21 protein-coding genes and 1 riboswitch are annotated in these 23,979 nt (G+C 71.4%); of the genes, 7 read left to right on the top strand and 14 right to left on the bottom strand.

Going from position 1 to position 23,979, the window contains the following annotated elements; translation table 11 throughout:
- Nucleotides 1-95: 95 nt before the first annotated feature.
- Nucleotides 96-233: riboswitch (cyclic di-AMP (ydaO/yuaA leader) on the top strand.
- A 6-nt stretch (nucleotides 234-239) separates the two neighbouring features.
- Nucleotides 240-1,052: a C40 family peptidase gene (locus tag ACIA5C_RS06465; RefSeq protein ID WP_396051888.1), complete on the top strand. Its 813-nt coding sequence runs from the start codon at nucleotides 240-242 to the stop codon at nucleotides 1,050-1,052.
- Between the two features lie 50 nt (nucleotides 1,053-1,102).
- Here the strand turns inward: ACIA5C_RS06465 and ACIA5C_RS06460 are convergent, their stop codons facing one another.
- Nucleotides 1,103-3,118: a response regulator gene (locus tag ACIA5C_RS06460; protein ID WP_396051886.1), complete on the bottom strand. Its 2,016-nt coding sequence runs from the start codon at nucleotides 3,116-3,118 to the stop codon at nucleotides 1,103-1,105.
- A gap of 244 nt (nucleotides 3,119-3,362) precedes the next feature.
- Here ACIA5C_RS06460 and ACIA5C_RS06455 point away from each other — a divergent pair, with 244 nt between their 5' ends.
- Nucleotides 3,363-5,075 (top strand): protein kinase, encoded by a 1,713-nt coding sequence (locus ACIA5C_RS06455; protein WP_396051884.1) that lies wholly within the window; start codon nucleotides 3,363-3,365, stop codon nucleotides 5,073-5,075.
- On the opposite strand, the gene ACIA5C_RS06450 is transcribed toward ACIA5C_RS06455, so the two are convergent.
- Nucleotides 5,065-6,234: an MFS transporter gene (locus tag ACIA5C_RS06450; RefSeq protein ID WP_396051882.1), complete on the bottom strand. Its 1,170-nt coding sequence runs from the start codon at nucleotides 6,232-6,234 to the stop codon at nucleotides 5,065-5,067. The two genes, ACIA5C_RS06455 and ACIA5C_RS06450, sit on opposite strands and share 11 nt — an antisense overlap.
- Before the next feature lie 50 nt (nucleotides 6,235-6,284).
- On the opposite strand from ACIA5C_RS06450, the gene ACIA5C_RS06445 reads away from it, so the two are divergent.
- The 4 genes from ACIA5C_RS06445 (at nucleotide 6,285) to ACIA5C_RS06430 (ending at nucleotide 11,324) form a co-directional block, all read left to right on the top strand.
- On the top strand, nucleotides 6,285-7,034 hold the full coding sequence (locus tag ACIA5C_RS06445; RefSeq protein WP_396051880.1) for a L,D-transpeptidase family protein: 750 nt from the start codon (nucleotides 6,285-6,287) through the stop codon (nucleotides 7,032-7,034).
- 242 nt (nucleotides 7,035-7,276) lie between these two features.
- Nucleotides 7,277-8,467, top strand: a complete 1,191-nt coding sequence (tuf, locus tag ACIA5C_RS06440) for an elongation factor Tu (protein WP_396051878.1) — start codon at nucleotides 7,277-7,279, stop codon at nucleotides 8,465-8,467.
- Between the two features lie 130 nt (nucleotides 8,468-8,597).
- A complete protein-coding gene (locus tag ACIA5C_RS06435; RefSeq protein WP_396051876.1) occupies nucleotides 8,598-9,686 on the top strand; it encodes a glycoside hydrolase family 11 protein in 1,089 nt (362 codons plus the stop codon).
- A 186-nt stretch (nucleotides 9,687-9,872) separates the two neighbouring features.
- On the top strand, nucleotides 9,873-11,324 hold the full coding sequence (locus ACIA5C_RS06430) for a gamma-glutamyltransferase family protein (RefSeq protein WP_396051874.1): 1,452 nt from the start codon (nucleotides 9,873-9,875) through the stop codon (nucleotides 11,322-11,324).
- Here ACIA5C_RS06430 and aroA read toward each other — a convergent pair.
- The 10 genes from aroA to ACIA5C_RS06380 all read right to left on the bottom strand — a co-directional run bounded on the left by aroA (nucleotide 11,321) and on the right by ACIA5C_RS06380 (nucleotide 20,484).
- Nucleotides 11,321-12,547: a 3-phosphoshikimate 1-carboxyvinyltransferase gene (gene aroA / locus ACIA5C_RS06425; protein WP_396052050.1), complete on the bottom strand. Its 1,227-nt coding sequence runs from the start codon at nucleotides 12,545-12,547 to the stop codon at nucleotides 11,321-11,323. The two genes, ACIA5C_RS06430 and aroA, sit on opposite strands and share 4 nt — an antisense overlap.
- Before the next feature lie 100 nt (nucleotides 12,548-12,647).
- On the bottom strand, nucleotides 12,648-13,031 hold the full coding sequence (locus ACIA5C_RS06420) for a PIN domain-containing protein (RefSeq protein WP_396052048.1): 384 nt from the start codon (nucleotides 13,029-13,031) through the stop codon (nucleotides 12,648-12,650).
- Nucleotides 13,032-13,034: 3 nt separating this feature from the next.
- Nucleotides 13,035-13,319, bottom strand: a complete 285-nt coding sequence (locus tag ACIA5C_RS06415) for a type II toxin-antitoxin system Phd/YefM family antitoxin (protein ID WP_396051872.1) — start codon at nucleotides 13,317-13,319, stop codon at nucleotides 13,035-13,037.
- 344 nt (nucleotides 13,320-13,663) lie between these two features.
- Entirely contained in the window at nucleotides 13,664-14,782 is a 1,119-nt protein-coding gene (locus tag ACIA5C_RS06410) for a hypothetical protein (protein ID WP_396051870.1), read from the bottom strand.
- A 76-nt stretch (nucleotides 14,783-14,858) separates the two neighbouring features.
- On the bottom strand, nucleotides 14,859-15,239 hold the full coding sequence (locus ACIA5C_RS06405; protein ID WP_396051868.1) for a hypothetical protein: 381 nt from the start codon (nucleotides 15,237-15,239) through the stop codon (nucleotides 14,859-14,861).
- Nucleotides 15,240-15,319: 80 nt separating this feature from the next.
- Nucleotides 15,320-16,033 carry a nitroreductase family protein gene (locus ACIA5C_RS06400; protein WP_396051866.1) on the bottom strand — a complete coding sequence of 238 codons (714 nt, stop codon included), beginning with the start codon at nucleotides 16,031-16,033 and terminating at the stop codon, nucleotides 15,320-15,322.
- Nucleotides 16,030-17,673 (bottom strand): nitroreductase family protein, encoded by a 1,644-nt coding sequence (locus tag ACIA5C_RS06395; RefSeq protein WP_396051864.1) that lies wholly within the window; start codon nucleotides 17,671-17,673, stop codon nucleotides 16,030-16,032. Before ACIA5C_RS06395 ends, ACIA5C_RS06400 begins: the two co-directional genes overlap by 4 nt.
- Nucleotides 17,670-18,299 (bottom strand): TOMM precursor leader peptide-binding protein, encoded by a 630-nt coding sequence (locus ACIA5C_RS06390; RefSeq protein ID WP_396051862.1) that lies wholly within the window; start codon nucleotides 18,297-18,299, stop codon nucleotides 17,670-17,672. Before ACIA5C_RS06390 ends, ACIA5C_RS06395 begins: the two co-directional genes overlap by 4 nt.
- A gap of 29 nt (nucleotides 18,300-18,328) precedes the next feature.
- Complete coding sequence (locus ACIA5C_RS06385) at nucleotides 18,329-19,618, bottom strand: YcaO-like family protein (protein ID WP_396051861.1); 1,290 nt, start codon at nucleotides 19,616-19,618, stop codon at nucleotides 18,329-18,331.
- 149 nt (nucleotides 19,619-19,767) lie between these two features.
- Entirely contained in the window at nucleotides 19,768-20,484 is a 717-nt protein-coding gene (locus ACIA5C_RS06380; protein ID WP_396051859.1) for a TetR/AcrR family transcriptional regulator, read from the bottom strand.
- 33 nt (nucleotides 20,485-20,517) lie between these two features.
- Here ACIA5C_RS06380 and ACIA5C_RS06375 point away from each other — a divergent pair, with 33 nt between their 5' ends.
- On the top strand, nucleotides 20,518-21,336 hold the full coding sequence (locus ACIA5C_RS06375; protein ID WP_396051858.1) for an alpha/beta fold hydrolase: 819 nt from the start codon (nucleotides 20,518-20,520) through the stop codon (nucleotides 21,334-21,336).
- Nucleotides 21,337-21,373: 37 nt separating this feature from the next.
- On the opposite strand, the gene ACIA5C_RS06370 is transcribed toward ACIA5C_RS06375, so the two are convergent.
- Nucleotides 21,374-23,587: a carbohydrate-binding protein gene (locus ACIA5C_RS06370; protein ID WP_396051856.1), complete on the bottom strand. Its 2,214-nt coding sequence runs from the start codon at nucleotides 23,585-23,587 to the stop codon at nucleotides 21,374-21,376.
- Nucleotides 23,588-23,671: 84 nt separating this feature from the next.
- Complete coding sequence (locus ACIA5C_RS06365) at nucleotides 23,672-23,944, bottom strand: PLDc N-terminal domain-containing protein (protein ID WP_396051854.1); 273 nt, start codon at nucleotides 23,942-23,944, stop codon at nucleotides 23,672-23,674.
- Between the last annotated feature and the right edge of the window lie 35 nt (nucleotides 23,945-23,979).

The raw sequence follows: 23,979 nt of genomic DNA, 5'->3' as shown, positions 1-23,979 counted from the left end.
TTCCAGGCTCACGCCGAGCCCTGCCCCGGGCCGGAAGACGCGACCGTCATGTAAGTACGACCACAAAGGCATACGGGGGCAGGGACGGGGGACCCATTTCCGGTCCGCTCCGCGCCACCCGCTCCGGTGGCGGGCAACGGGGCAACCTCGGGGTGAAGCCGCGGCGACGCGGCCGGGCACACCTTCCCGCCCGAACCCGACAGCTAACCTCGCAGGCGTGCCGGAGGGAATCCCTTACCGTGCACGAGCACACCTCGAGCCGGCGCCGTCGGCTGTCCGTCGGCACCGGTACCGCCGCGCTGTCCCTGGGTCTGTGCCTTTGCGCAGGCCAGCTGATCTCGACGCAGGCGGCGAGTGCCGCCACCCCGGTCGTGACGCAGCAGACCGCGACGGTCGCCAAGGTCAAGCCCACAATCCGCGATTCGGTCAACACCTCCAGCGTTGCCTGGGGATCGAAGGTGCGGGTGACCACCAAGCTGATCAACCCGAAGAACGGCAAGGTGATCACGTACGGGCGGGTGCGCCTCCAGGCGTACCGCAACGGCAAGTGGCAGAACTGGTCGTCGGCCGCCGTCGGCAAGAACGGCACCGCGACCATCTACGCCAAGCCCCTCGTCAACGGCTACTTCCGGACCACCTACATCGCCAGCAGCGGCTACACGTCCGCCACGGCGAGCCGGTTGTACGTGAAGGTCAAGCACAGCGGGGCGCAGATCCTGTCCGAGGCGAAGGCGCACACCGGCGCGCTCTACAAGTTCGCCGCGGCGGGTCCGAAGCGGTTCGACTGCTCCGGGTTCACCAAGTACGTCTACAAGAAGGCCGCGGGCAAGTCGCTGCCGCACAAGGCGAACTCGCAGCAGCACTACGGCAAGGCAGTGAGCAAGGGCAGCAAGAAGGTCGGTGACCTGATCGTCTTCCGCTCGGGCTCGTACGGCTACCACGCCGCGATCTACGCCGGCAACGGCTACATGTACGACTCCCCGCACACGGGAGCCCGCGTCGGCAAGCACAAGATCTACGGCAGCAACTACGTCGTACGGCGCATGGTCTGACGATCGTAAGCGAAAGAGGCGTGGGCGGTTCGCCCACGCCTCTTCTACATCTAGGGCCGCGGTGGCTGCGGCCCGCAGAGCGTACGGATCGCCCCGAGCAGCGTCGACCGGGTGAACGGCTTCTCGATCAGCATGCTGTTCTCGTCGAGGGTCAGCTGCGGCCCGAGCGACGCCGCCGTGTACCCCGACATGTAGAGCACCGGCAGATCCGGGTGGTGCGTACGTAGCGCCGACGCCAGCTCCGGCCCGGTCATCGTCGGCATCACCACGTCGGTGATCAGCAGGTCGGGATGCGCCCCGGCCGCCACCTGGGTGACCGCCGTCAGCGCGTCGGTTGCCACCGTGATCGCGTAGCCGGCCGGCTCGATCAGCCGCTGCACCAGCTGGGCCACCTCGGGCTGGTCCTCGACGATAAGCACCCGGCCGATCACCGAGGGCGCGCCCTGCCGCTCGCCGGCTGACGCCGGGCGTTCCTCGGCCGCCGGGAGATAAAGGTGCACGGTCGTGCCGATGCGCGGCTTCGACTCGAGCTCGATGTGCCCGCCGATGCCCTGCACGATGCCGGCCGTGGTCGCCAGGCCTAGCCCGGCCGCGGTCGGACGGGTGGTGAAGAACGGCTCGAGCGCCCGCGACCGCACCTCGTCGGTCATGCCGCTGCCGGTGTCGGTGATGACCAGGTGGACGACGCGGCCGGTCGGTGCCCCCTCGGGCGGTGCGCCGGACTCGTGCACCTCGTTGGTCGCCGCCACCCGCACCATGCCGCCGTGCAGCATGGCGTCGCGCGCGTTCGCCGCCACGTTGACCAGCGCCTGCTCCAGCGGCCCGCGCTCGGCGCGCACCGGCCAGACGTCGGCTCCGAACGCCAGGTCGAGGCCGATGTGCTCGCCGAGCGTACGGGAAAAGAGCGATTGCACGTCGGTGAGCAGGTCGGGAATCGGGATGATCTCCGGCCGGTTGCCGTCGCTGCGGCCGAAGGCCAGCAGCTGATGGGTGAGGGTCCGTCCGGTCGAGACGGCCTCCATGATGTCCTTCGCCAGCTGGTGGTGCTGCTCGTCCTCGGGGGTGGTCGAGAGGATCATGTCGGCCGAGCCGGCCACGACGGTGAGCAGGTTGTTGAAGTCGTGCGAGATGCCGCCGATCAGCTGGCCCAGGCTGTCGAGCCGGCGCAGGTGGTCGAGCTGCCGCTTGAGGCCGCGGGCGTCGATGTGGTCGGTGGTGTCGGTGACCATGCAGACCACGCCGTTGAACCGGCCGTGGTCGTCGATCAGCGGCATCATGCTCATCCGCACGCTGCGCCGGGACCCGTCGGCCCGCATGAGCCGGGTCGCGCCGACCGTCGAGCGGCCGGCCATGCACTCGTCGATCCGGCGGGCCAGTTCCCGCTGGCCCTGGTCGTCGAGGAAGCCGCGCAGCGACACCCCGACCAGCTGGGCGCGGGGCAGGCCGAGGACGACGCCCATCGGCTCGTTGGCGTACGTCGCGACGCCCTCCGGATCGAGCTGCAGCACCCCCTCGGGGATCGTCTCGAGCACCCGGCGGTAGCGCTCCTCGCTCGCCCGCAGGCGTTCCATCGCCCGCGCGCTGGAGACCGCGAGGGCGAGCTCGCCGGCGATGTCGCGGGCGAGTTCGACCTCGGCGGTGGAGTAGAGCGCGCCGGGCGTCTCCCGGGTCAGCACCATGTAGCCGGCGTAGGTGTTGTCGACGATCACCGGGCACAGCACGGCGGCGTGCACGGGATGCTCGACGTCACCCAACGGTGAGGCTCCGTCGCCGGCCAGCACGACCGGGCGGCGGCTGGTGGCCAGCGTGGTCGAGAAGTCGTCGTCGGGCAGCCGGCCGACGTGGTCGAGCACGTGCCCGAGCGCGCGCGACCGTTCGTCGTCGACGTGGCGATAGGTGATCTCGTCGTATCGGCCGTCGTCGCGCAGCAGTTGCACGCCCGCGCCGTCGCCGATCATGTCGGCGGCCACCTTGGCCGCGGTTGCGCGCACCTCCGCGGGGTCCTCGGCGGCCCGGCTGAGAGCCAGGGCCAGGTCGGCGAGCGCGTACCGGAGGGGGTAAGCCATGACACCCATGTCGTCACTATTCCGTGCCCGGTGGGGGGCGCGGGGCCGGTTCGCCAGGAATGCAACCAGCGTTGAAGGTGATGCACCCGGGACACGTCGAAGCGCGGAACGAGGCCGGGCCCGCTGAGGTGACGCGAATTCCGGTACTCGTACCGAAGGTGCGAACTCGGGCGCCAGGGCTTGCCAGGCTATCCGGACAAACAGCAGTATTCCGGTGCACCGCCGACACTGGAGGTAATTTCGAGTGACCAAGGATCGCGGCGCATCGACCCTGGACCTCAGCGGTCGGCACGTCGGCAGCTCGTACATCCTTCAACGACCGATCGGCCAGGGAGCCACCGGTACGGTCTGGCGAGGTACCGATCTTTCCACCGGCCACCCGGTCGCGATCAAACTGCTCCACGAGAGCCTGCTCCGGCAGCCCAAGCTGGTGACCCGCTTCGTGCAGGAGCGCACGATCCTGCTGATGCTGCGCCACCGCAACGTGGTGCGGGTCCGCGACCTGTTCAGCGTCGGCGAGACCCTCGGCCTGGTGATGGACCTGGTCAGCGGCGGCAGCCTGCGCGACCACCTGCGCCGCCACCACACCGTGCCGGCCGGTGAGGCGGCCCGGCTGGCCGCCCAGGTGGCGGCCGCGCTGACCGAGGCCCACGAGCTGGGGGTGGTGCACCGCGACCTCAAACCGGACAACATCCTGCTGCAGGCCGAGGAGGGGCGCCTGGAAACCCGGCTGACCGACTTCGGCGTCGCCCGCATCCTCAACACGCCCAGCATGACCACGCCCAACGCGGTCGTCGGCACCCCGCACTACATGTCGCCGGAGGCCTTCCACAGCCCGTCGACCTCGCCCGCCACCGACGTGTACGCGCTCGGCGTGCTGCTCTACGAGATGGTCACCGGGCGCCCGCCGTACGACAGCGACTCGATCCCCGACCTCATGCGCCGGCACATGGAGGGCAAACCGGACCGCCCTGCCGGCATCCCCGAGGGCTACTGGGAGGCGATCAAGGCGTGCATGGCGCTCAAACCGCGCCTGCGGCCGAGTGCCGCCGAACTGGTCGCCGACCTCTCCGACCTCTCCCAGGAGGCCGGCGACTGGCCGGCGCTGCCCGCACCGGGCGGCCCGCGGATCGAGCCCAATCCGCCGGTCGCCGAGTCGTACCCGCCCATCCCCGGGTCGCCGCCGAAACCGGCGGTCTCGGTCGTCCCGGACCCGGGCGAGAAGCCCGGGCAGGCCCGCAACCAGGCCCCCGGCTGGCGCTGGGCCCGGCCCGGCGCCACGATGACGGTGATCGCGCTGGCGATGCTGGCCTCGGCGGTCGCGACCACGGCCTGGAACTACGGCCACGGCGACGCGAGCCGGGGCCCGGCCGCCGCCGGACCGGCGCACGCCGCCCCGGCGGCCCGGGTCTCGCATCGCGCGACGCCGCGGTTGGCGTCGAGCCCGCTCCCGTCCGCCTCGCGCACGCACGCCGCGGGCACGGCGGGGTCGCTGCAGGCGCAGACGTCACCCTCTTCGTCCGTACGCGCGAAGCACCCGGCCACCGCCGCCCGCCACGGTGCCGCCCGGCTGCCGCAGCCGGAGGCCCGGGCGTACGGGCCGTTGCAGTGCAGCCGGGGTTTCGCGTTCGACCTGAGCAGCCGGACGCCGCTCGGCCCGGTGCCGTGCCAGATGGTCGGCCGTGACATCCGCTACCAGGCCTCGCTGATCGCTCCCGGCGGCGCGACCGGCAGCATCTCGATCTCCCTGCAGGACGCCGGCTCGGGTCACACGGTGGCCGGCCCGAAGACCTGCAACGGCCTCTCCTTCGACGGCGAGGCCGACACGGCGAAATGCGGCCCGGGTTTGGCCTCACCACCGCGCGGCCACCAGTACGCCGTGGTGATGGCCTACCGCTACGTCCGGGAGGGCCGCACCGTCATGAGCACCGCCCGCGGCCGCCCTTTCACGTGGTAGGCGAGAGCCGGCGGACCGAAAGGGCGGGTGTGACGGCCGCCGCGACGGCGAGGAACACCAGCACCAGGGTCATCGCGCCGCGCAGGCCGTAGTGGTTGCCGAGCAGCCCGAGGGCGGGCGGCCCGGCGAGGAAGGCGACGTACCCGATCGAGGCGACGACCGAGACCCGGGCGGTCGGGCCGGGCCCCGAGTCGGCGGCCGCCGAGAGGGCGACCGGGAACCCGAGCGCGGCGCCGAGGCCCCACAGCACGACGGCCGCCCCGGCGACCACGTCGTTGTCGGCGATGACGACGACGGCGAGCCCGGCACCGCCGATGACCGCGCTGCCGCCGAGGATCGCGGCCCGGCCCAACCGGGCGAGGAACCAGCCGCCGGCGAACCGCCCGGCCGCCATCGCGGCGACGAACACCAGGTAGATCGCCGAGCCGAGCGCCGGGTCGAGGCCGTGCCCGTCGACCATGATCAGGGGCAGCCAGTCGTTGGCCGATCCCTCGGCCAAGGCCAGGGCCAGGATCACCACGCCGATGAGCAGCAGCCGGTAGTCGCGCCAGACCCGGCGGGCGTTCGCGGTGCCGTGGGCGTGCGAGGGCTCCTGGTCGATGCCGGGACCCATCCAGCGGACGGCCACGACCACCGCCGGAACGCTGACCGCGGCGACCACGACCATGTGCCACACCACCGGGAATCCGGTGGCCGCGAGCAGCAGCCCCACCGCGGCGCCGAGCACCGTGCCGAGACTGTAGAAGCCGTGCAGCGTCGGCAGCACCGCCCGGCCGGTGAGCCGCTCGATGTCGGCACCCTCGATGTTGATCGCCACCTCGCTGCCGCCCACGCCGAGCCCGAGCAGCAGCAGCCCGGCCGCGACGAGCACGCTCTGCGCGAGCCAGGCCCCGAGCCCGACCAGCGGCAGGCCGGCCACCACCGCACCGGCACCGGCGGTGATCACCCGGCGGGTGCCGAAGCGGGCGATCAGCGCCCCGGAACTCAGCACGCCGGTCATCGATCCGGCCGAGAGCCCGAACAGCACGAGTCCCATCTCGGCGGTCGACGCGCTCAGCAGGTCACGGACGGCGGGGGTGCGGCTCACCCAGGAGGCGAGTTCGAGCCCGGGCACGAAGAACAGCAGCAACAGGGCCGCCCGCCGACGGGCGATGGTCATGGTGATCACTATCGCCGACGCGTGGGCCGGTGGCGATCTAGCTTGAGTGTGTGCGACGTCTCGTCGTCCTGCTCGGTCTGCTGGTGGCGCTCGGTATCGCCGCGCCGGCCGAAGCCTCGGTGCCCTCCTGGTTTCCCACCCGCCTCACGCACGTCGGGAACGCTCAGCAGTTGCTGGTCGTCGTGGGGACCGGCGGGACCTACGCGACGCTGCACGCCTATCAGCGGGAAGAACCCGGGTGGCGCGAGGTGGTGCCGCCGATGGCGGCCCGGATCGGGTACGGCGGGTGGGCGTGGGCCGACCGCCGGGTGCAGGACACCGGGACCACGCCGGCCGGGACGTTCACGCTCACCGAGGCGTTCGGGCTGGCGGCCGATCCGGGGGCGCAACTGCCCTACCGCCGAGTGGGCCGCAACGACTACTGGGTCGGTGATCGGCGCGACCGCCGTACGTACAACCTCTGGGAACCGGCGGCCGGGACCGGCCGCACCTGGCGCACGGGGCAATCGGAACGCCTCTCTTCCTTCCCGGTTCAATACGCGTACGCGGTGGTGATCGACTTCAACCGGCCGGCACCGCCGACCGTCGTCTGGGACCCGCGGCACTCCGAATTCGTGACCTCCCGGCCGTCCGTTGCCGGGCGCGGGTCGGCGATCTTCCTGCACGTCAACGGCCGTGGGTCGACGGCCGGCTGCGTGTCGGTCACCCGAGGCCATCTGATCGGGATCCTGCACTGGCTCGATCCGGCGGGGCACCCGCGCATCGTGATGGCGCCGCTCGCCGACGTCGATCGAGCCTGAAATCAAGTCGACGGCCCCGGCGTTGATCGCTAACGTGCTGGTCATGTTCGCGCCCGGTCTGCAGCTGCACCTCGTGGTGGCTCCCGTGTGCGCGCGATTCGATACGCGAAGCTGACCCTTCCCCACGAGCAGCAGAACCCGGGGGAGGGGTGGCTGCTCCATGCGCGGTTCTGGCGCGGTCCGCCCGGCAAGCGGCTCGCGCACCACAGTCTCTGCCTTACATCCAGTAAGGAACGATTTTCATGGCGAAGAGCCAGTTCATCCGCACCAAGCCGCATGTCAACATCGGCACGATGGGGCACGTCGACCACGGCAAGACCACCCTCACCGCCGCCATCACGAAGGTCCTCGCCGACCGCGACCCGGCAACCAACCGGTACGTCGCGTTCGAGGGCATCGACCGGGCGCCGGAGGAGGCCGCCCGCGGCATCACCATCACGATCGCGCACGTCGAGTACGAGACCCCGCAGCGCCACTACGCCCACGTCGACATGCCCGGGCACGCCGACTACGTGAAGAACATGATCACGGGCGCGGCGCAGGTCGACGGGGCAATTCTCGTCGTGAGCGCCCAGGACGGCTCGATGCCGCAGACCCGCGAGCACGTGCTGCTCGCCCAGCGGGTCGGTGTGCCGCACCTGGTGGTCGCGCTCAACAAGAGCGACGCGGTCGACGACCCGGAGCTGCTCGACCTGGTCGAGCTCGAGGTCCGGGAGCTGCTGTCTTCGTTTGGGTTTCCCGGCGACCAGGTGCCCGTGGTTCGGGTCAGCGCGCTCAAGGCTCTCGAGGGCGACCCGATCTGGGTGCAATCCATCGTGGACCTGCTGGACGCGGTCGACGCGTACGTGCCGGTTCCTGACCGGTCTCTCGACCAGCCGTTCCTGATGCCGATCGAGAACGTCCTCTCGATCAGTGGGCGCGGCACCGTCGTGACCGGGAAGATCGAGCGCGGCACGCTGCGGGTCGGCGACGCGGTCGAGGTCGTGGGTCTCGGCCCGACGCTGACGTCGGTGGCGACCGGGCTGGAGACGTTCGGCAAGTCGCTCGAGCGGGCCGAGGCGGGCGACAACGCCGCGATCCTGCTCCGGGGGATCAAGCGCGAGCAGGTGGAGCGCGGCCAGGTGGTGGCGCTGCCGGGCAGCGTGCGGCCGCACACGCGGTTCCGCGCCCGGATGTACGCGCTGACGAAGGAGGAGGGTGGCCGGCACACGCCGTTCGAGGAGAACTACCGGCCGCAGTTCTACTTCCACACCACCGACGTGCCGGGCGGCCTCGACCTCGGGGGCGTCGACCTGGTCATGCCGGGCGACACCCTCGACTCGGTGACGGTCACCCTGGGCAAGCCGGTCGCCCTCGAGGAGGGCCTCGGTTTCGCCGTACGGGAGGGGAACCGCACGGTCGCGGCGGGGACCGTTCTTTCCGTGATCAACTAGTACGGCTGGGCCTCCGAAACTTTCGACACACGTTGACAAGTTTCGGAGGCCCTTTCGATACTGCATCCATCGACATCCGTCATCAGCCTCGTCCTCGGGCTGTTTTCGTGACGCGAAAGGATGCACGCACGTGAGAAATCGAATCAGGCTCGTGGTCAGCGGGTTCACCGCCGCTGTCCTGGCCGTCACCCTGGCCGGCGTGGCCCACGCCGACGCCAACCAGACCATCACGTCCAACGGGACCGGCACCCACAACGGGTTCTTCTACTCGTACTGGAAGGACAGCGGGAACGTCAGCATGACGCTGGGCGCGGGCGGCAACTACAGCGTTCAGTGGAGCAACATGAATAACATGGTCGTCGGTAAGGGGTGGAAGCCCGGCTCGGCCCACACCGTGAACTATTCGGGCACGTTCAGCCCGAACGGCAACGGCTATCTCTCCCTGTACGGCTGGACCACCAACCCGCTCATCGAGTACTACATCGTCGAGAACTTCGGCAGTTACAACCCGAGCTCGGGAGCGCAGCATCTGGGCTCCGTCACCACCGACGGCAGCACCTACGACATCTACCGCACCCAGCGGGTCAACCAGCCGTCGATCATCGGCACCGCGACGTTCTACCAGTACTGGAGCGTCCGCCAGTCGCACCGCAGCAGCGGCACGATCACGGTCGCCAACCACTTCAACGCGTGGAAGTCGCTCGGGCTCAACCTCGGCAGCTTCGACTACCAGATCCTGGCGACCGAGGGCTACCAGAGCAGCGGCAGCTCCAACATCACGGTCAGCGAGGGCTCGGGTGGTTCGACCACCCCGCCCACGACTCCGCCGACCACCCCGCCGACCACTGGGCCGACCACCGGGCCGACCACTGGGCCGACCACGCCGCCACCAACCGGGGGCAGCGGGGGAGCCTGCAAGGTGACCAACTCGGTCAGCGCCTGGAACACCGGGCTGACCGACAACATCACGATCACCAATACCGGCTCGTCCGCGATCAACGGCTGGTCGCTGAAGTTCAACCTGGCGTCCGGGCAGACCATCACCAGCGGCTGGAACGCGACGTACTCGCCGAACAGCGGCCAGGTGACGGCGACCAACGCCGGCTACAACGGTGCGCTGGCACCCGGCGCGTCGACGACGATCGGTTTCCAGGCCGACCACAACGGCAACAACGCCGCCCCGAGCGGCTTCAGCCTCAACGGGGCCGCCTGCTCGTGATCTGCTGTGGATAACGGCCCGACCTTGTCGGACCCGGCTGATCGACTCGACCCCACCCAGCACGGGTGGGGTCGAGGGGGTCGACGGCCGAGGGGTCGAGGGGGTCGAGGGGATCGCCGGGCGGGAGTGGGCGGGAGTGGGCGGGCGACACTGGGCAGGCGTGACCGGGCGGGCGACACTGTAGGCATGATCGACGTACCGGGATTTCGTGACGCGCCGGGCCGCGGTCCGGCCGTGGCGGCCGAGGCGATGGTGGCCACCAGTCAGGCGCCGGCCACCCTGGCCGGCCTCGACATGCTGCGCCGGGGCGGGTCGGCGGCCGACGCGGCCATCGCGGCCGCCGCGGTGTGCTGCGTGGCCGAACCGATGTCGACCGGGATCGGCGGCGACGCGTTCGCGATCGTCTGGGACGGGGGCGCGGCCACCGGGCTCGACGCGGCCGGCCCGGCGCCGCGAAATGCCCAGCCGCACGAGGTGCCGGCCGCGGGCGGCCCGCGCTCGGTCGACGTGCCCGGAGCCGTGGCCGGCTGGGCCGCACTGAGCGAGCGCTACGGCAAGCTCGGCCTCGACACCTGCCTGGCGCCGGCCATCGACCTGGCCGAGCGCGGGGTCGCCGCCGGCTACCACTGCTCCTGGATGTGGCGGCACACCGCGCACGCCCCGGCCGAGTTCGGACCGGCCCCGGAGACCGGCCAGGTCTTTCGCCTGCCCGACCTGGGCCGCACGCTGCGGCTGATCGCCGGCGGCGGCCCGCAGGCCTTCTACCGGGGCCCGGTCGCTGCGGCGATGGCCGCCTCGACATGGCTGACCGAGGACGATCTGGCCGCGTATTCCGCGGGCTGGGTCGAGCCTCTGCGCTATGCGTACCGCGGGGTCGACGTACTGGAAATGCCGCCGCCGACGCAGGGCGTCGCCGCCCTTGAAGCCCTGGGTCTGCTTTCCGCCGTGGAACGCCCGGCGCTCGGTGACCGCATGCGGGCCGTGGCGCTCGCCCTCGAGGACGCCTATGCGCAGGTCCGCGACGGTGCCGACGTCAGCGGGCTCCTCACGCCCTCGCACCTTTCGGCCCGCGGGCAGGACCGGCCGCGGCTGCTGCGCGAGCCGGCCGGCGGCACCGTCTACCTGTGCGCGCTCGACGGGGACGGCATGGCGGTGTCGTTCATCCAGAGCCTCTACGAGAGCTTCGGCTCCGGGGTCGTCGCCCCCGGCACCGGCGTCGTGCTGAACAACCGGGCCGAAGGCTTCGGCGTGAGCGGATCGGTCGAGCCCGGCCGCCGGCCCTACCACACGCTGATGCCCGGCATGCTTGTCGAGAACGGGCGGTTGCGGGGGCCGTTCGGGGTGATGGGCGGATTCATCCAGGCGCAGGCCCACGTGCAATACCTGGCGTCGGTGCTCGACGACGGTCTCGACCCGCAGGCCGCCCTCGACCGGGCGCGCTTCCGGATCGACGCGGGCCGGGTGCGGCTCGAGGAGGGTCTGGCGTCCTCCGCGGCCTCGCTGGAGGCGGCCGGGTGGCCGGTCCACGTCGAACCGGACCGGATGCTGTTCGGCGGCGGTCAGGCCATCGACATCCGCGCGGGCCGGATTTTGGGCGGCTCCGACCCGCGGAAGGACGGCTTCGCGGCCGGCTTCTAACCCAGCTTCGCGGCGAAGTCGGCGAACGCCCGGTGGAAGTCCGGGAACGTCTTCTTCACGCAGCCCGGGTCGTCGAAGGTGAGGCCGCCGTCGACCCGCAGCGCGGCCACGCTGAACGCCATCGCGATGCGGTGGTCGCGGAACGTCTCGACCTCGGCGGTGCGCGGCGTGCCCGGGTGGATCTCGATCCAGTCGCGGCCGGTGTCGACCGTGATGCCCATCCGCCGCAGGTTGCCGGCACACGCCTCGAGCCGGTCACACTCCTTGAGCCGGGTGTTGTAGACGTCGACGATCTTCGTCGGCGCCTCGGCGAACGGCGCGATCGCGGCCAGCGTCGGCATCGTGTCGGAGATGTCGCGCATGTTGTAGGTGCCGCCGCGCAGCGCCCCGCCGCGCACCGTGGTGCCCTCCGGCGTGATCGACACGTGGGCGCCCATCTCCTCGAGCACCTCGACGAACGCGAGGTCGCCCTGCAGGGCTCCGCTGCCCAGGCCGGGCACCGTCACCTCGCCCCCGGCGAGGGCGGCGGCGGCGAAGAAATAGCTGGCCGACGAGGCGTCGGGTTCGATCCGGTACGCCTGGGGGCGGTACGCCTGGGGGCGCACGTCATAGGTCGAGCCCGCGACGTCGACCTCGATGCCGAACGAGCGCATCATGGCCACGGTGATGCCGACGTAGGGCACCGAGACCAGGTCGGACACGTCGATCCGCAGACCCTTGCGGGTGAGCGGCGCGAGCAGCAGCAGCGCGGTCAGGAACTGCGACGAGATGCTCGCGTCGAGCGTCAGCGCCCCGCCCTCGACCCCGTTCGCGGACAGCGCGAACGGGTGGTGGTCGGCCTCACCGAGAAAATCGATCTTGACACCGAGCGCGGTCAGCGCGTCGGTCAGCGGCGCCATCGGCCGCCGCCGCATCTGCTCCGACGCGTCGAAACGGTAGGACCCGCGGCCGGTCGCCGCCAGCGCGGGCAGGAACCGCGCCGTGGTCGCCCCGTCCCGGCAGGACACCTCGGCCTCGGCGCGCGGCGGCCCGCCGGCCCGCCCGCCGATCACCCACTCGTCGTCGCGCGAGCTGTCGACCGCATAACCCAGCCGGCGCAGCCCCTCGGCAAACGCCTCGGTGTCGTCCGACCGCAGCGGCTGCACCAGGCGAGTCTCGCCTTCAGCGGCCGCGGCCAGGAACAACGCCCGCGCAGTGATCGATTTTGAACCCGGGATCAGCATGTCAACCACGACCGCAACCCTATCCGCCGCGGTTGACCGCCGACCGGGCCGCCACGTCCGGGTCCGCCCCGTGAGATTGCCTTGCGGAGGCCGGAGGTGCTCAGGCGAGACCCGGAGCTTCGGCCGGCAATCCCTCTGCTCGTGCGACGTCCAGCATCCGCCGGTCGTAGGTGATCAGTGTGTCCAGCGAATCACCCAGAACCTGGGCGCTGGCCACGTGGATGGCGTCGAGCGTCCGGAGATCGCCGGGAAGGTGGCCTGCCGCGTCGCGGACCTCCTCGGTCAGCAGGATCTCGGTGAAGCCGATGACGAGATCGCGCATGAGGCCGGGGAAGTCGCCGATGCGATCCATGGTGCGAACGGTCTCGACGAAACCGAGGCTGCTCGTGGCCATCGGCATCACCGGCCGATCCTGGAGCAACGCTCGCCATTCCTTGGCGTAGGCGCGCCCCGCGAGGAGCGTGACGAGCGCGGACGCCCGGATAGATCAGCAGTCGGCCTCGGCGCGGGCTTCGAGCAGCAGGTCGAGCGGTGAAGCGCCGGCCGGCACGTCGTACGACGGCAGCTGATCGAGATCGGCTGTCGTGGCCGCCCTGAGCCGGATCTGACCCTTGGCGGCCAGCGGAGAGTAACGGCCCCGGCCGCTCGCACCGGGCATCAGCACGGCGATCACCTTGCCGTGGGGGGTGACCTCGATCGTCTCCCCCTGCTCGACGCGTCTGAACATCGCGCGCGGGTGGTAGCAGAACTGTCGGACGGAAACCGAGCTCATCGGTTGCCTCCTCGACGGTCGTAGGTGCCGGCCAGCCCGATCGACAGCGCCTTGCGAAGTGCCCGGGTCGAGCGGATTGACCTGACGACTATAGGCGCACGACAACCCCCGTCAATCGGTGGCGGCGCCGATCGGGGCGAAGTAGTTCGAGGCGATCAAGGTTCGTACCAGGGCGACGTAGAACCGCTGGTACCGGGAGAATGTCCCCCTGGCCGAGCGCCTCTACGAGGAGCCCTGGCTGGCCGGCGAGGAAGCCGCCGATGAGCGTGCCGCTATCCGGGCGGAGAACCTGGGCCGTCGTGTCCCGAGGCCCGTTGACCTTACGAGTGGCCTGACCGAAACCTTCAGCCGGTAGCGGCGCCGATCAGGGCGAAGTAGTTCGAGGCGATCAGGGTGAGGACCAGGACGACGTAGACGGCGCTGATGACGCCGTAGGCCACGTACATGCCGCGGCGGCTCGCCGAGAACGTGCGGTGGGCGGACGACAGCGGGATGCGGAACAGCAGGTGGCCCAGGTAGGTGAAGGCGCGGTGCCGCAGGTTGATCTCTCCGAGGGCGGCCTCGAGCGCGTGGTGCCCGTCGGTCACCGGCAGCAGCGGGTTGAGGTTGTTGCAGGCCAGGAGCAGCTGCAGGCCGAGGAGCCAGTGCAGGTCGCCGAACCGGGCCGGGTCCGTCACGATCAGCAGGCTGGTCAGGCCCGCGGCGGTCACGTCGACGACCGGGCCGGCCAGGGCCAGGGCGGCGCGGGCCGCGCGTGACCGCACCCGGTAGGCGTCCGTGCGGTCGACGAAGGTGAGCGGGACGAGCATCATGGCCAGCTTGATGCCGGCCTCGCGGACGGGCACGCCGAGCGCCTGGCACACCAGGGCGTGCGCGCTCTCGTGCACCGCGGCCTGCACCAGGAATGCGGCGCCGATCACCAGCCAGGGCGGACCACCGAAACCGAACGGGTCCGGCGCGGTCAACGCCCGGGCGATGGCGGTCACCGCGGCCGCCGCGAGCAGCACCGCGAGGGTGGCGACCGTGCGGGAGAAGCGGGTGACGATCCGGGCCGGTGGTTCGAGCAGCCGGTTCAGGAGCCGGGCCGGGATGCGGAACTCGGGGCTGAGGCGCATCAGGTGCGACACCAGCAGCTTGATGCCCCGGTAGGGCTCGGGCGGTGCCGACAGGACGCCCGCTGACTGGAGGTCGTTGAGGAAACAGAGCAGGTCGGGGGAGCGGTCACGTACGCCGTCCGGGCCTCGGGACCGGCTGGCCGCGGCCAGCAGCGCTGTCCCGGTACGGGATCCGTCGAGTAACGGCACCACGTGGGCGCCGGTGCGGCTCAACCGTACGTAGACACCGTTCGCGGCGTTGAACAGCAGGGGATGGCCGTCGGCGCCCTCGACGAGGCTGACCAGCGGGGCCAGCTCCACGGGTTCCTCGAGCCAGCCGGGTACGGCCTCGGTCGTCTCAGTCGGCACGGGGGGCCTCCGTCTTGTCGAATGCGTGGTGCGGAGGCCGGGGGCGTGCTGGTGAACACGCCCCCGGCGGGGATCACTAGATGCAGGCGCGAGTGCCGACCGAGGCCCGGGTGGCCCGGGTGCCGATGCAGGAGCCGGTGCCGCGGGTGGCCCGGGTGCCGACGCAGGAGCCGGTGCCGCGGGTGGCCCGGGTGCCGACGCAGGAGCCGGTGCCGCGGGTCGCCTTGGTGCCGACGCAGGAGCCGGTGCCGCGGGTCGCCTTCGTGCCCGCGCAGGAGCCGGTGCCGCGGGTCGCCTTGGTGGCCGCGGACGCCTTCGTGGCGCCCGTCGACTTGGTGCCGATGCAGGCCATCAGCGACGCGCTGACGACGGTCGGCAGCTGCTCGGCGGTCAGGTCGTCCTCCAGCCAGAGGTCCAGCTCGTCGAATTCTTCGCGCCCGGTGATGTCGATGTTCACAGGTACTGCTCCCTCGATGTGTCGTGTTCATGCGGAAACCGCCGGTCGGCTGACGTGCCGGCCGGCCAGGGCCCGTCGCGCTAGGAGCGGGGGCCCAGATCGGGGATGGGGTGCCCGGCCGCGAACGCGAACAGCGCGGCGCGGTGGTACCCGTCGGCGCCCGCGCGTTCGCGCAGGGCACTCGGGAGAAGCCCGGCGAACACGGTGCCGGCCAGGCCGAGACGCAGGGCGGCCAGCCACGCCGCGTGCCCGGCCGCCCCGGCCCGTGTCAGCAGCAGCCGGTGGCCGTGGCTGCCGTGCCGGGCGACCGCCGCGGCCAGGTTGCCGGTGATGACGAGCAGGGCCGGCGCCTCGGCGAACTCGCGCTGCATGACCAGTTCCTCGGCCTCGCGGCCGTCGGGCAGGTCGGCCACCCGGCACAGCTCGGACCGTCCGGGCCGGTAGCGGTAGAGGCCGGTGTCCACTCCGGTGACACGCCAGGCCGCGCAGTAGAGCTCGAGGTCGACGCCGGCCGCCCGGTCGGCGGCCCACCCGCGGGTGTCCATCCGGTCGGCGGCGGCGAACAGCGCGGACAGGTCGGCCCCGGACAGCGGGGTGCGGGCGTAGTCGCGGATCGCGGTGCGTTCCGGCAGCACGTCGTGCAGGGCGGCGCGCGGGGCGGCGGGCGCCGGCAGTGTGGTCGGAGCCCCGTCGTGAGGGGCCCGGCGGAGGCTCGCCGCGACCGGGGCCGGCGGACGGGCGGCCGCCCGGGCGTCGAGCCGCGTGTCGGCCATGAGCTGCGGGAGAATACTCATCGGCGTTCCTCGCGGGTGAGGGCGACCACCGCGGTCACCGGTTCGGTGTCGGCGTTCAGGTTCAGAGCCGTGCCGACCGCCGTGTCGTCCCAGCGGTCGGCGAATCGCGAGGTCAGGCCGGCCTCGTCGGCGAGCGCGGTCAGCTGGGCGAGGGCCACGCCGGCGTCCAGGGTGATCACCCGGTAGGCGAAGTCGTGGTACTTGGCGGCCACCACGTCGAGCGCGCCGGTGAGCACGATCAGGGCGTCCGGGCGTCCGGAACCGAACGCGGGCCAGACCCGCTGGACCTCGCCGTGGAGTGCGGGCAGGGCGCGGACCCGGGCCAGGCTGTGGTCGCCGCGCTGGTAGCAGTACCAGCCCGGGGCCAGCCCGTCCACGTCCAGCGCCAGCACGTACGCCTGCGGCGAACCGAGGTTGCCGCCCGTCGGAGCCCACCGCTTGACCTGGCCGTAGTCCTCGTCGCGCAACCCGGCCGTCCGCAGCAGCAGGGCCGCCAGGCCGGCCCGGCTGAGAGCGTCCGGGGACGGGTTGTCGTCGTGCAGCTCGATCCGCGGTGCGCCCGGGTACTGCTTGTTGTGCAGCATGAGAGCCGCGTTGGCCGGCCGGTAGTGCGACTGGTGGTCCTTGGGGTTGAGCCATTCGCGCGGCGGGAACGTCACCGACTGCTCGTACATGTGGGCCAGGACCGGCCCGTCGGCCTGATCGCCGGGCACGCACCGCGGGCAGCCGGGCCGGGCGTACGCCCCGTCCGACGTCTGCGTCCACCGCTCGAGGTCGAACACGAGGCACCCGGCCGTCGAGGGCGTCTGCCCGGCCCGGGACAGCAGGTGTACGACCTCGGTCGCGGTCAGCGCCGCCCAGGCCGGCGACGGCTCGCCCGCGGGTGCCGGACGTCCCCCGGCGAAGCACCGGTAGCAGCAGGTGTGCCGGGCGTCGAACATCGGCCCGATCTCGACCGTGTTCTCGCCGGACGCGGTGCGCAGCCAGGCGATCCCGGCCCGGCGGCAGGCCTCGTCGAGCTCGGCCATCGCTTCCGTGTCGCCGTTGTCGACGGCGACCACGAAGTCGCCGGCCACCAGGCCGGCGCCGTCCCATCCGTGGGTGTCGACCCCGGCCACGGCCAGTTCGGCGCCGAGCAGCACGGCGAGCTGCTCCGGGCCGGCGATCAGCACCCGGGTCTGGGCCAGGCGCTGGCACGCCTCGTCGAGGTTGCGGTTGACCCGGGTGGTGTCGAGGTTGCGGCCCAGGTAGCCGGCGACCTCGGCCGGGATCAGCTCGACGTTCGTGCCGGCCGGGCCGTCCTGCAGCAGGCCGCTGACGTAGAGCAGACAGACGCAGGCGCTGATCGTGCTCTCGGCGACGTCGGCGTGCATCCCGGCCAGCTCTGTCACGGTGCGGGTGCCGTCGAGCGACGGGAGCAGCCGCGGGATCAGCGAGATGGCGGTGCGGCCGCGCAGGGCGGAGAGGCGGTTGCCGGTGCCCAGGAACGCCAGCCCGTCCGGCAGCGGGACGTGCACCAGGCCCGGCACCAGGCAGGGCCGGACCGGCACCCGGAACTGCGGGTCGGTGGCGACGGCGTACGCCATGTGCGCGGCGGACAGCTGTCCCTCGTGGCCGGTGGCCTCATCGGTCCCGATCATTCCCACACTCCCTTCAGTAGGGCGGGCAGACGGTCGTACGACCGGGTGGTCTCGTCGCGGCCGAGGCCGCAGCGTGCGCAGCCGTGCACGCCGACCACGTGGCCGGACCACAGTCCCTGCGTCGGCACGTCGAGCTGGCGTACGCGGCCCGCCTCCTGCTCCGGCGCGGTCCGCAGCCGGGCGGCGATGCCGGCGATCGCGGTGGCGGCGAACAGGGCGGTCGACGGCAGATAACCGGCCGGCCCGTCCGCCGGGTTGTCGTCGTAGTAGGCGTCGACCACCGCGCGGAAGTCGCGGCCGGGGTCGTGCTGGGCCATCCGGCCGCGGTAGCAGTCGTGGCACGGGCCGACGCCCGGCACCACGACCGGGCCGATCTCGAGCACCGGATGGTCGAGGGTGACCGGCAGCCAGGGCTGGCCGGTGCGGAACGCTTCCTCGTCGAACTCCCGCTCCATCCGCGGCACCCGCCGCCAGGCTATGAGCAGGTTCAGTCGTGGTTCGGGCACCCTCGGCCGGACGACGCCGGCGCCGGAGCCGGCGATCTCGACGTCGGGGCAGAGGTCGCGGAGGCGGTCGGCGACCGCGAGCCCGAACGGCCCGACGGGCGTGACGATCAGATGATGCATGGTCGACTCCAGAGGTCGGGGGGAACGGCTCAGGCGAACGGCTGGGGCCAGGCGTTGAGTTCGGCCTCGCCCCGGACCGGGTAACCCATCCGGGCCGGTGCCTCGTAGAGCCGCGGGTGCCCGAGGAAACGGGCGCGGTAGTGGAAGGTCAGCGGCTGCAGCCCGGGAACGACGGCCCGGACCACGGTCATGCCGACCCGCAGGGCCTCGTCGGTGGTGAGGTCGACGATGTACGCGTCCATCCCGCTCCCGGCCAGCCGCGAGCACACCAGGCGCAGGTCGGCGGTGGAGTCGCCGGTGGACAGTGCCGGCATCTCGGACAGCCGGCGGCGGGCCGGGGAGTCGAGGAGGAAGTCGAACGCCGACGCCCGCTCGGGGACGCACATGTAGGTCGCGCCGTCGGACACCCCGGTGAACGACTCGACGTCTTCGGCCGAGGGCTCGTCGTCCTGCAGCGCGATGCGTACCGACACCAGCTCGCAGATCGCCTTCGCGGCCGCGGCCTGCGGGTCGAGGGCGGTCGCACAGGAGACCACGGTGTGCAGGCGGGGGTGGTCGGGCGCGATCGACACGCCGTACACGGTCGGGATGCCCACGTCGGTGGTCGCGTCGAAGAGCCGGACGGTCATCTCGCGGTCGGCGACCGCGTCGAGGAATCGCCGCAGGTGCGGGCCGGCCACGTCGATCTCGATCTGCGGCAGCGCCAGTTGTTGCAGCCAGGTGAGGCTGATCGCGTCCCGCTCGATCACCTCGCACAGCGCCCCGCACACCGCCACGGCCGGGTCGGGGTGCGCCGCCGATCCGGTGGAGATCGGGTTGGTGATGCGTTCCGCGTCCTCGGACGGGAAGTGGATGTAGACCAGCGCCGCCGGCACCCAGGCCGGCTTCCCGGTACGCATGTTCAGGCCCCGGATCCAGCGGATGCGTGCCGTCCGGTCGGGCCGCACGACCGGGCACTCGGGATCGGCCAGTTCGGTCGGCGAGCAGCGGGGCAGGCTGTCCAGGTCGACCGCGTCCTCGCCGAGTGCCTCGAGCTCCTCGGCCGTCGCCCAGCGGAACTGGCGCTGGTCGTACACGCAGTTGGCGTAGCGTTCCAGCGACTCGGCGACCGCGACGATCTCGGCCCGTTCCGCGTCCAGGCCGGTGCCGGCGCCGTCGAGGGAGCCGAGGCATTCGGGGCCGCACTGGTCGACCAGCACGGCCGACAGGTCGCCGAGGGCGGCCGAGAACACCGCCAGCTGGGGGTTCGAGGGGTCGACCGGCAACCGGGAGACGTCGTTGACGAGACCGCCCAGGGGGGACACAAGGTCTTGCAGCATTCCGCGCTCTTTCGTCTAGCCCGTTGATCTCGCGGACGAAAGGCTGTCCGGCGGCGCCGGTGGGGAAGCGGCGCGACCATTACTTTGGCGGCTGATTGACCGGTTCGCCGGGGGTTAGGGAAATTACAGACGGGTAGAGAACTTCGGCCCTATTTGGGGGACACGGCGGTGGCGATCAGCCGGACGACCGCGCCCAGCCCGCCTCGCGGGGTGTCGGTCCAGTCGGTCGAGGCGTCCGCCGGCCGGGCGGTCGACCGAGGGTAGCGATCGGCGAAGTCGGGGATCAGGCGCCGGGTCGCCGCCGCCCGGGCGCGCCACGCGGCGGCGTCCGCCGGGGAGAGGTCGCGATAGGCGGCGGCGGTCTCGGCGGTCGCGCGGACCGTGGCGTAGAGCATCGTCACCGCCGCGGTGGGAGCCGACCACCAGGCCAGGATCGTGAGAAGGCGCTCCATCCAGTCCTGCTCGTTGGGGCCCTGGGTGTGCTGGGCCCAGCCGCGCCGCAGCAGCCACGGGTGGGCCAGATGCAGGTCGAAGAAGAGGAAGGCCCACGCGCGGAGGTCGTCCTCGAAGCTGGTGAGGGGGTCGTGCCAGGCCGGCATGGCGGAGGCGTGGTCCTGCATGAGCGCCAGCAACTGCTCCTTGGAGCCCACGTAGGAGTACAGCGCCATCGGGCTCTTGCCGAAGTGGGCGGCGACCGCGCGGGTGGAAACGGCGTCCAGTCCTTCGGCGTCGGCCAGGGCGATCGCCACCGCCAGGATCTCGTCGAGATCCAGTTCGCCGCGAGGACCGCGGCGCGGGCCGGGCACGGTCGTGCCGCGGTGCCGCCAGAGTCGCCGGACGTGTGCCTCAACCTCATCATGTGCCATAGTGCTTACAGCGTATATGGTTAAGGGGGAGCGATGACCACGGCACGTCTGCACGACGGTTCGGTGATCGAGGTGAAGGTGGAGGGTGACGGCCTGGCGGTCCTGCTGCCGGTCAGCACGGCGCTGGTGGAGGGCGAGGCGGCCGAGCAGATGCGGGCCTGGGGCGTCGATCCGGACGCCGGGCGCAACCTCGCGGCCGGCCTGACCGGACGGCGGGTGATCACCGCCGACTACGAGGGGCACCGGGCGGCCTGCCCGGCGCAGAAGACGCTGACCGCCGACGCGGTCGCGCACGACCTGCTCGCGATCGCCGACGCGGCCGGGGCCGAGCGGTTCGACTACTACGGCTATTCGTGGCTCGCGCTGGCCGGGCTGCAGCTGGCGATCCGCACCGACCGGCTGACCGGGCTGGCGATGGGCGGCTTTCCGCCGCTCGGCGGGCCGTACGAGGCGATGCTGACCGTCACGCGAGCGGCCCATCGGCAGGCCCTGGAGAACCGGGCGAACCCGCCGCGGACGGAACCGGTCGAACCCGGTGACTGGGAATCGTCCGAAGTGACCGTGGCCCCGGAGCAGACCGGTCAGTACGTGACTCTCTACGAGTCGCTCCAGGGCTTCGACGAGACGACGGTGGAGCTGGCGATTCCGCGGCTCGCCTTCGCCGGGGCCGACGACGTGATCGTCTACGGCGCGAAGTGGGACCACGCCCGGGTCGACATCGGTCCGGCTCTGGCGTCCCACCGGGAGGAGCTGGAGCGGAAGGGATGGATCGTCCACGTCATCGACGAAGCGGACCACATGAGCGCGATGCACGCGACGGTCGTCCGGGAATGGCTGCGGGGCCGCCGCTGAACCGCGACGACCCCCCAGCGACCTACCGGGTGAGAACTCAGGAAAGCTGGAGATAGTCCAGGTTGAACCCGCCGGTCTCGCAGTAGACGGTCACCACCTGGTCGCCGGCCGCCAGCACGACCGGCACATGCACCGAAACGTACTTGGACCAGTCGCCGGTGTCCGGCACCGAGGCGGTGGCCAGCGTGGTGCCGGCCGCGTCGCGGAACGAGATCGCGCCGGGTGCGGCCGCCCCGGAGCCGTTGGCGACCCGCAGCTCGAGGTCGTAGGTGCCGGCGGCGGCGACGTCGGCGCGGTACTGCAGCCAGTTGCCGGCGGCGGTCCAGCCGACGTCCGCGCCGCCCGAGGCGCCGCTCGACTCGACGAAGTTGGCGCCGCCGTCGGTCCAGCCGTTCTCGCCGACGTACGCCTCGGCCTCGATGCGGGTGCCGATCGGGGCGCCGTGCGGGGCGACCGTCAGGTGCACGGTGGTCGAGGCGCGGGCGGCGCCGTCGGTGGCGTAGAAGGTCAGCGCCTGGTCGCCGGCCTTGGCCGGGTTCACCGTCACCACGCCGGTGCGGGCGTCGACGGTCACGCCCGCGGGAAGGTCTGTCGCGTAGAAGGCGAGCCGGTCCCGATCAGGGTCGGTGGCCTTGAGCTGGAACGTCGTGGTCACGTACTGGTCGGCCGTCACCGGCGCCAGAGGCGCCAGAACCGGTGCGTGGTTGCGGTGGGTGCTCGGGACGTCGGCCTTCCAGCGGTACGTCGCGTACGCGCCGGCCGGCACGTCAACCACGAAAGACGCGTCACCGAGCACGATGCGTACGGAAGCCGGGGTGTTGTTGCCGTTGCCCAGAATGGCGGTGAAGTCGTCACCGTCGCGGTAGACGACGTTGCTGACACCACCGGACGCCGCGCTCGACTCGACGCGCGTGTCGGCCGGAGTGAGGTACTTGCCGAACTGGCCGAGCGTGTACAGCTCGTCGCGCACCGAGAAGGTCTTGGTGTCGGTGTGCGTGGTGACCAGCCGGTCGGTCCAGTGGTCGTTGGCCGCGACGGCGTCCCAGTCGATGTCGTTGTCGCGGTCGCCGGTCCAGTGCAGGGTGCCCCCGTTCTGGTCGGTGTTCTGCGCCCAGAGCACATAGGAGCTGGCGTCGAGCCGGAAGTACTGCATCACCGTGGACGGCGACAGGTCGCTCGTCTCGGTCATCTGCACCGGCTTGTGGTACTGCTCGTACGCGTCCCGCATCACCGAGGGGTCACCCCAGTACGGGTGGAAGGCGATCGAGTCGGCGGCCTTCGCGGTCGCCGGGTTCTGCATGATCCGCCAGTACTCCTTCGTCTCGGTGGAGTCCGGGTTCTTCCAGTCGTAGAAGTTGAAGTCGTGCACCCACAGCTGGGTCTTCAGCCCGGCCGCGTGGAACGCCTTCTTGATCGCGATCGCGAGCTTCTGCTGCTGGTCGACGCTGATGTCCATGGCCGGGTAGACGACGTCGATGCCGGGCTCGTTGAGCAGCGTGATCGCGTCGACCTTGACCCCGTGCCTCGCGTACGCCTGGACGTACTTCGCGTAGTAGCGGGCGAACACGTCGATCGCGTCGTCGCGCAGCTTGCCGACCTGGTAGTAGGAGGTGGTGCTGCCCGGTTGCAGGGCGACCTGGCCGGTGAACTGGTTGTTGGTCTTCATCCAGGCGGGAGCGCTCCACGCCGACGCGAAGAACATCGCGTGCGGGTTGTACTTCTGGATCAGCTTGACCATGTCGACGATGTGCAGGTCGATGTCGCGCTGGATGGAGAAGTACTTGAGGCTCGGGTCCGACGTGACGCCGGGCGGCAGGTCGTCCTCCGACCAGAACGGCAGGTGCTCGATCAGGTCGGGGCTGCCGATGGTGAGCCGGAAGCGGTCGAAGCCGGCGCCCGTCCGGGGGTCGACCAGCAGCTTCACCGCCTTCTCGCGCTCGGCGGGGGTGAGCTTCCAGTAGTTGGAGACCGCGGTCTCGTCGATCGAGAAGCCCATGCCGTTGTACTGCTGGCGCAGCTGGGACGGGTCGACGACGACGGTCGAGGCGGTCGGCTTTCCACTGTCGTCACCGACGTGGGTGGCCGGCAGCGGCACCCAGGCCGCGGCGGCGCCGGTCGAATAGGTGCCGGTGACCTTGGCGCCATGCCGATGGTCGTGCCCGTATCCGCCGGCCGAGGCCGGTTGTGCCGCCGCGAGTACCAGTGCCGTCGCCGAGGCGGCGGCGAGTACGGCGGTCGTGGATCGCTTCACGAGCTGCCCTCCAACGAGATAGATCAGGCCCTATCGCGCCGGAGTTTATTCACGACTTTAACTATTAGGCAATGGCCTGGAAACTCAGTCGCGCTCGATCGGACGGATCGTCGCGGCCAGGCTCGCGATGAAAGCGGGGTCGTCCTCGGGGCCGCGGCGGACGTCGGGGGCCGGCAGCGGCTTGCCGATCAGGAGCCAGGCGACGGCGCCGACCGGCGAGGCCAGCAGGATCAGGAAGATCCAGCCGGCCCGCGGCAGCGCGCGGATCCCCGTCTCCTCGGCCGAGAGGCAGTCGACAAGCGCGACGACCATCAGCGAGACGTGCAGGAGCAGGACGATCGTCAGGAAGCGCGCCATGGGAAAGAATGCTGCCGCCCTCGAGCAGCCCGCGC

The sequence above is a fragment of the Actinoplanes sp. NPDC051343 genome (assembly GCF_044455125.1).
Lineage (GTDB): Bacteria > Actinomycetota > Actinomycetes > Mycobacteriales > Micromonosporaceae > Actinoplanes.
This window is presented reverse-complemented; position numbering and strand designations above follow the sequence as displayed.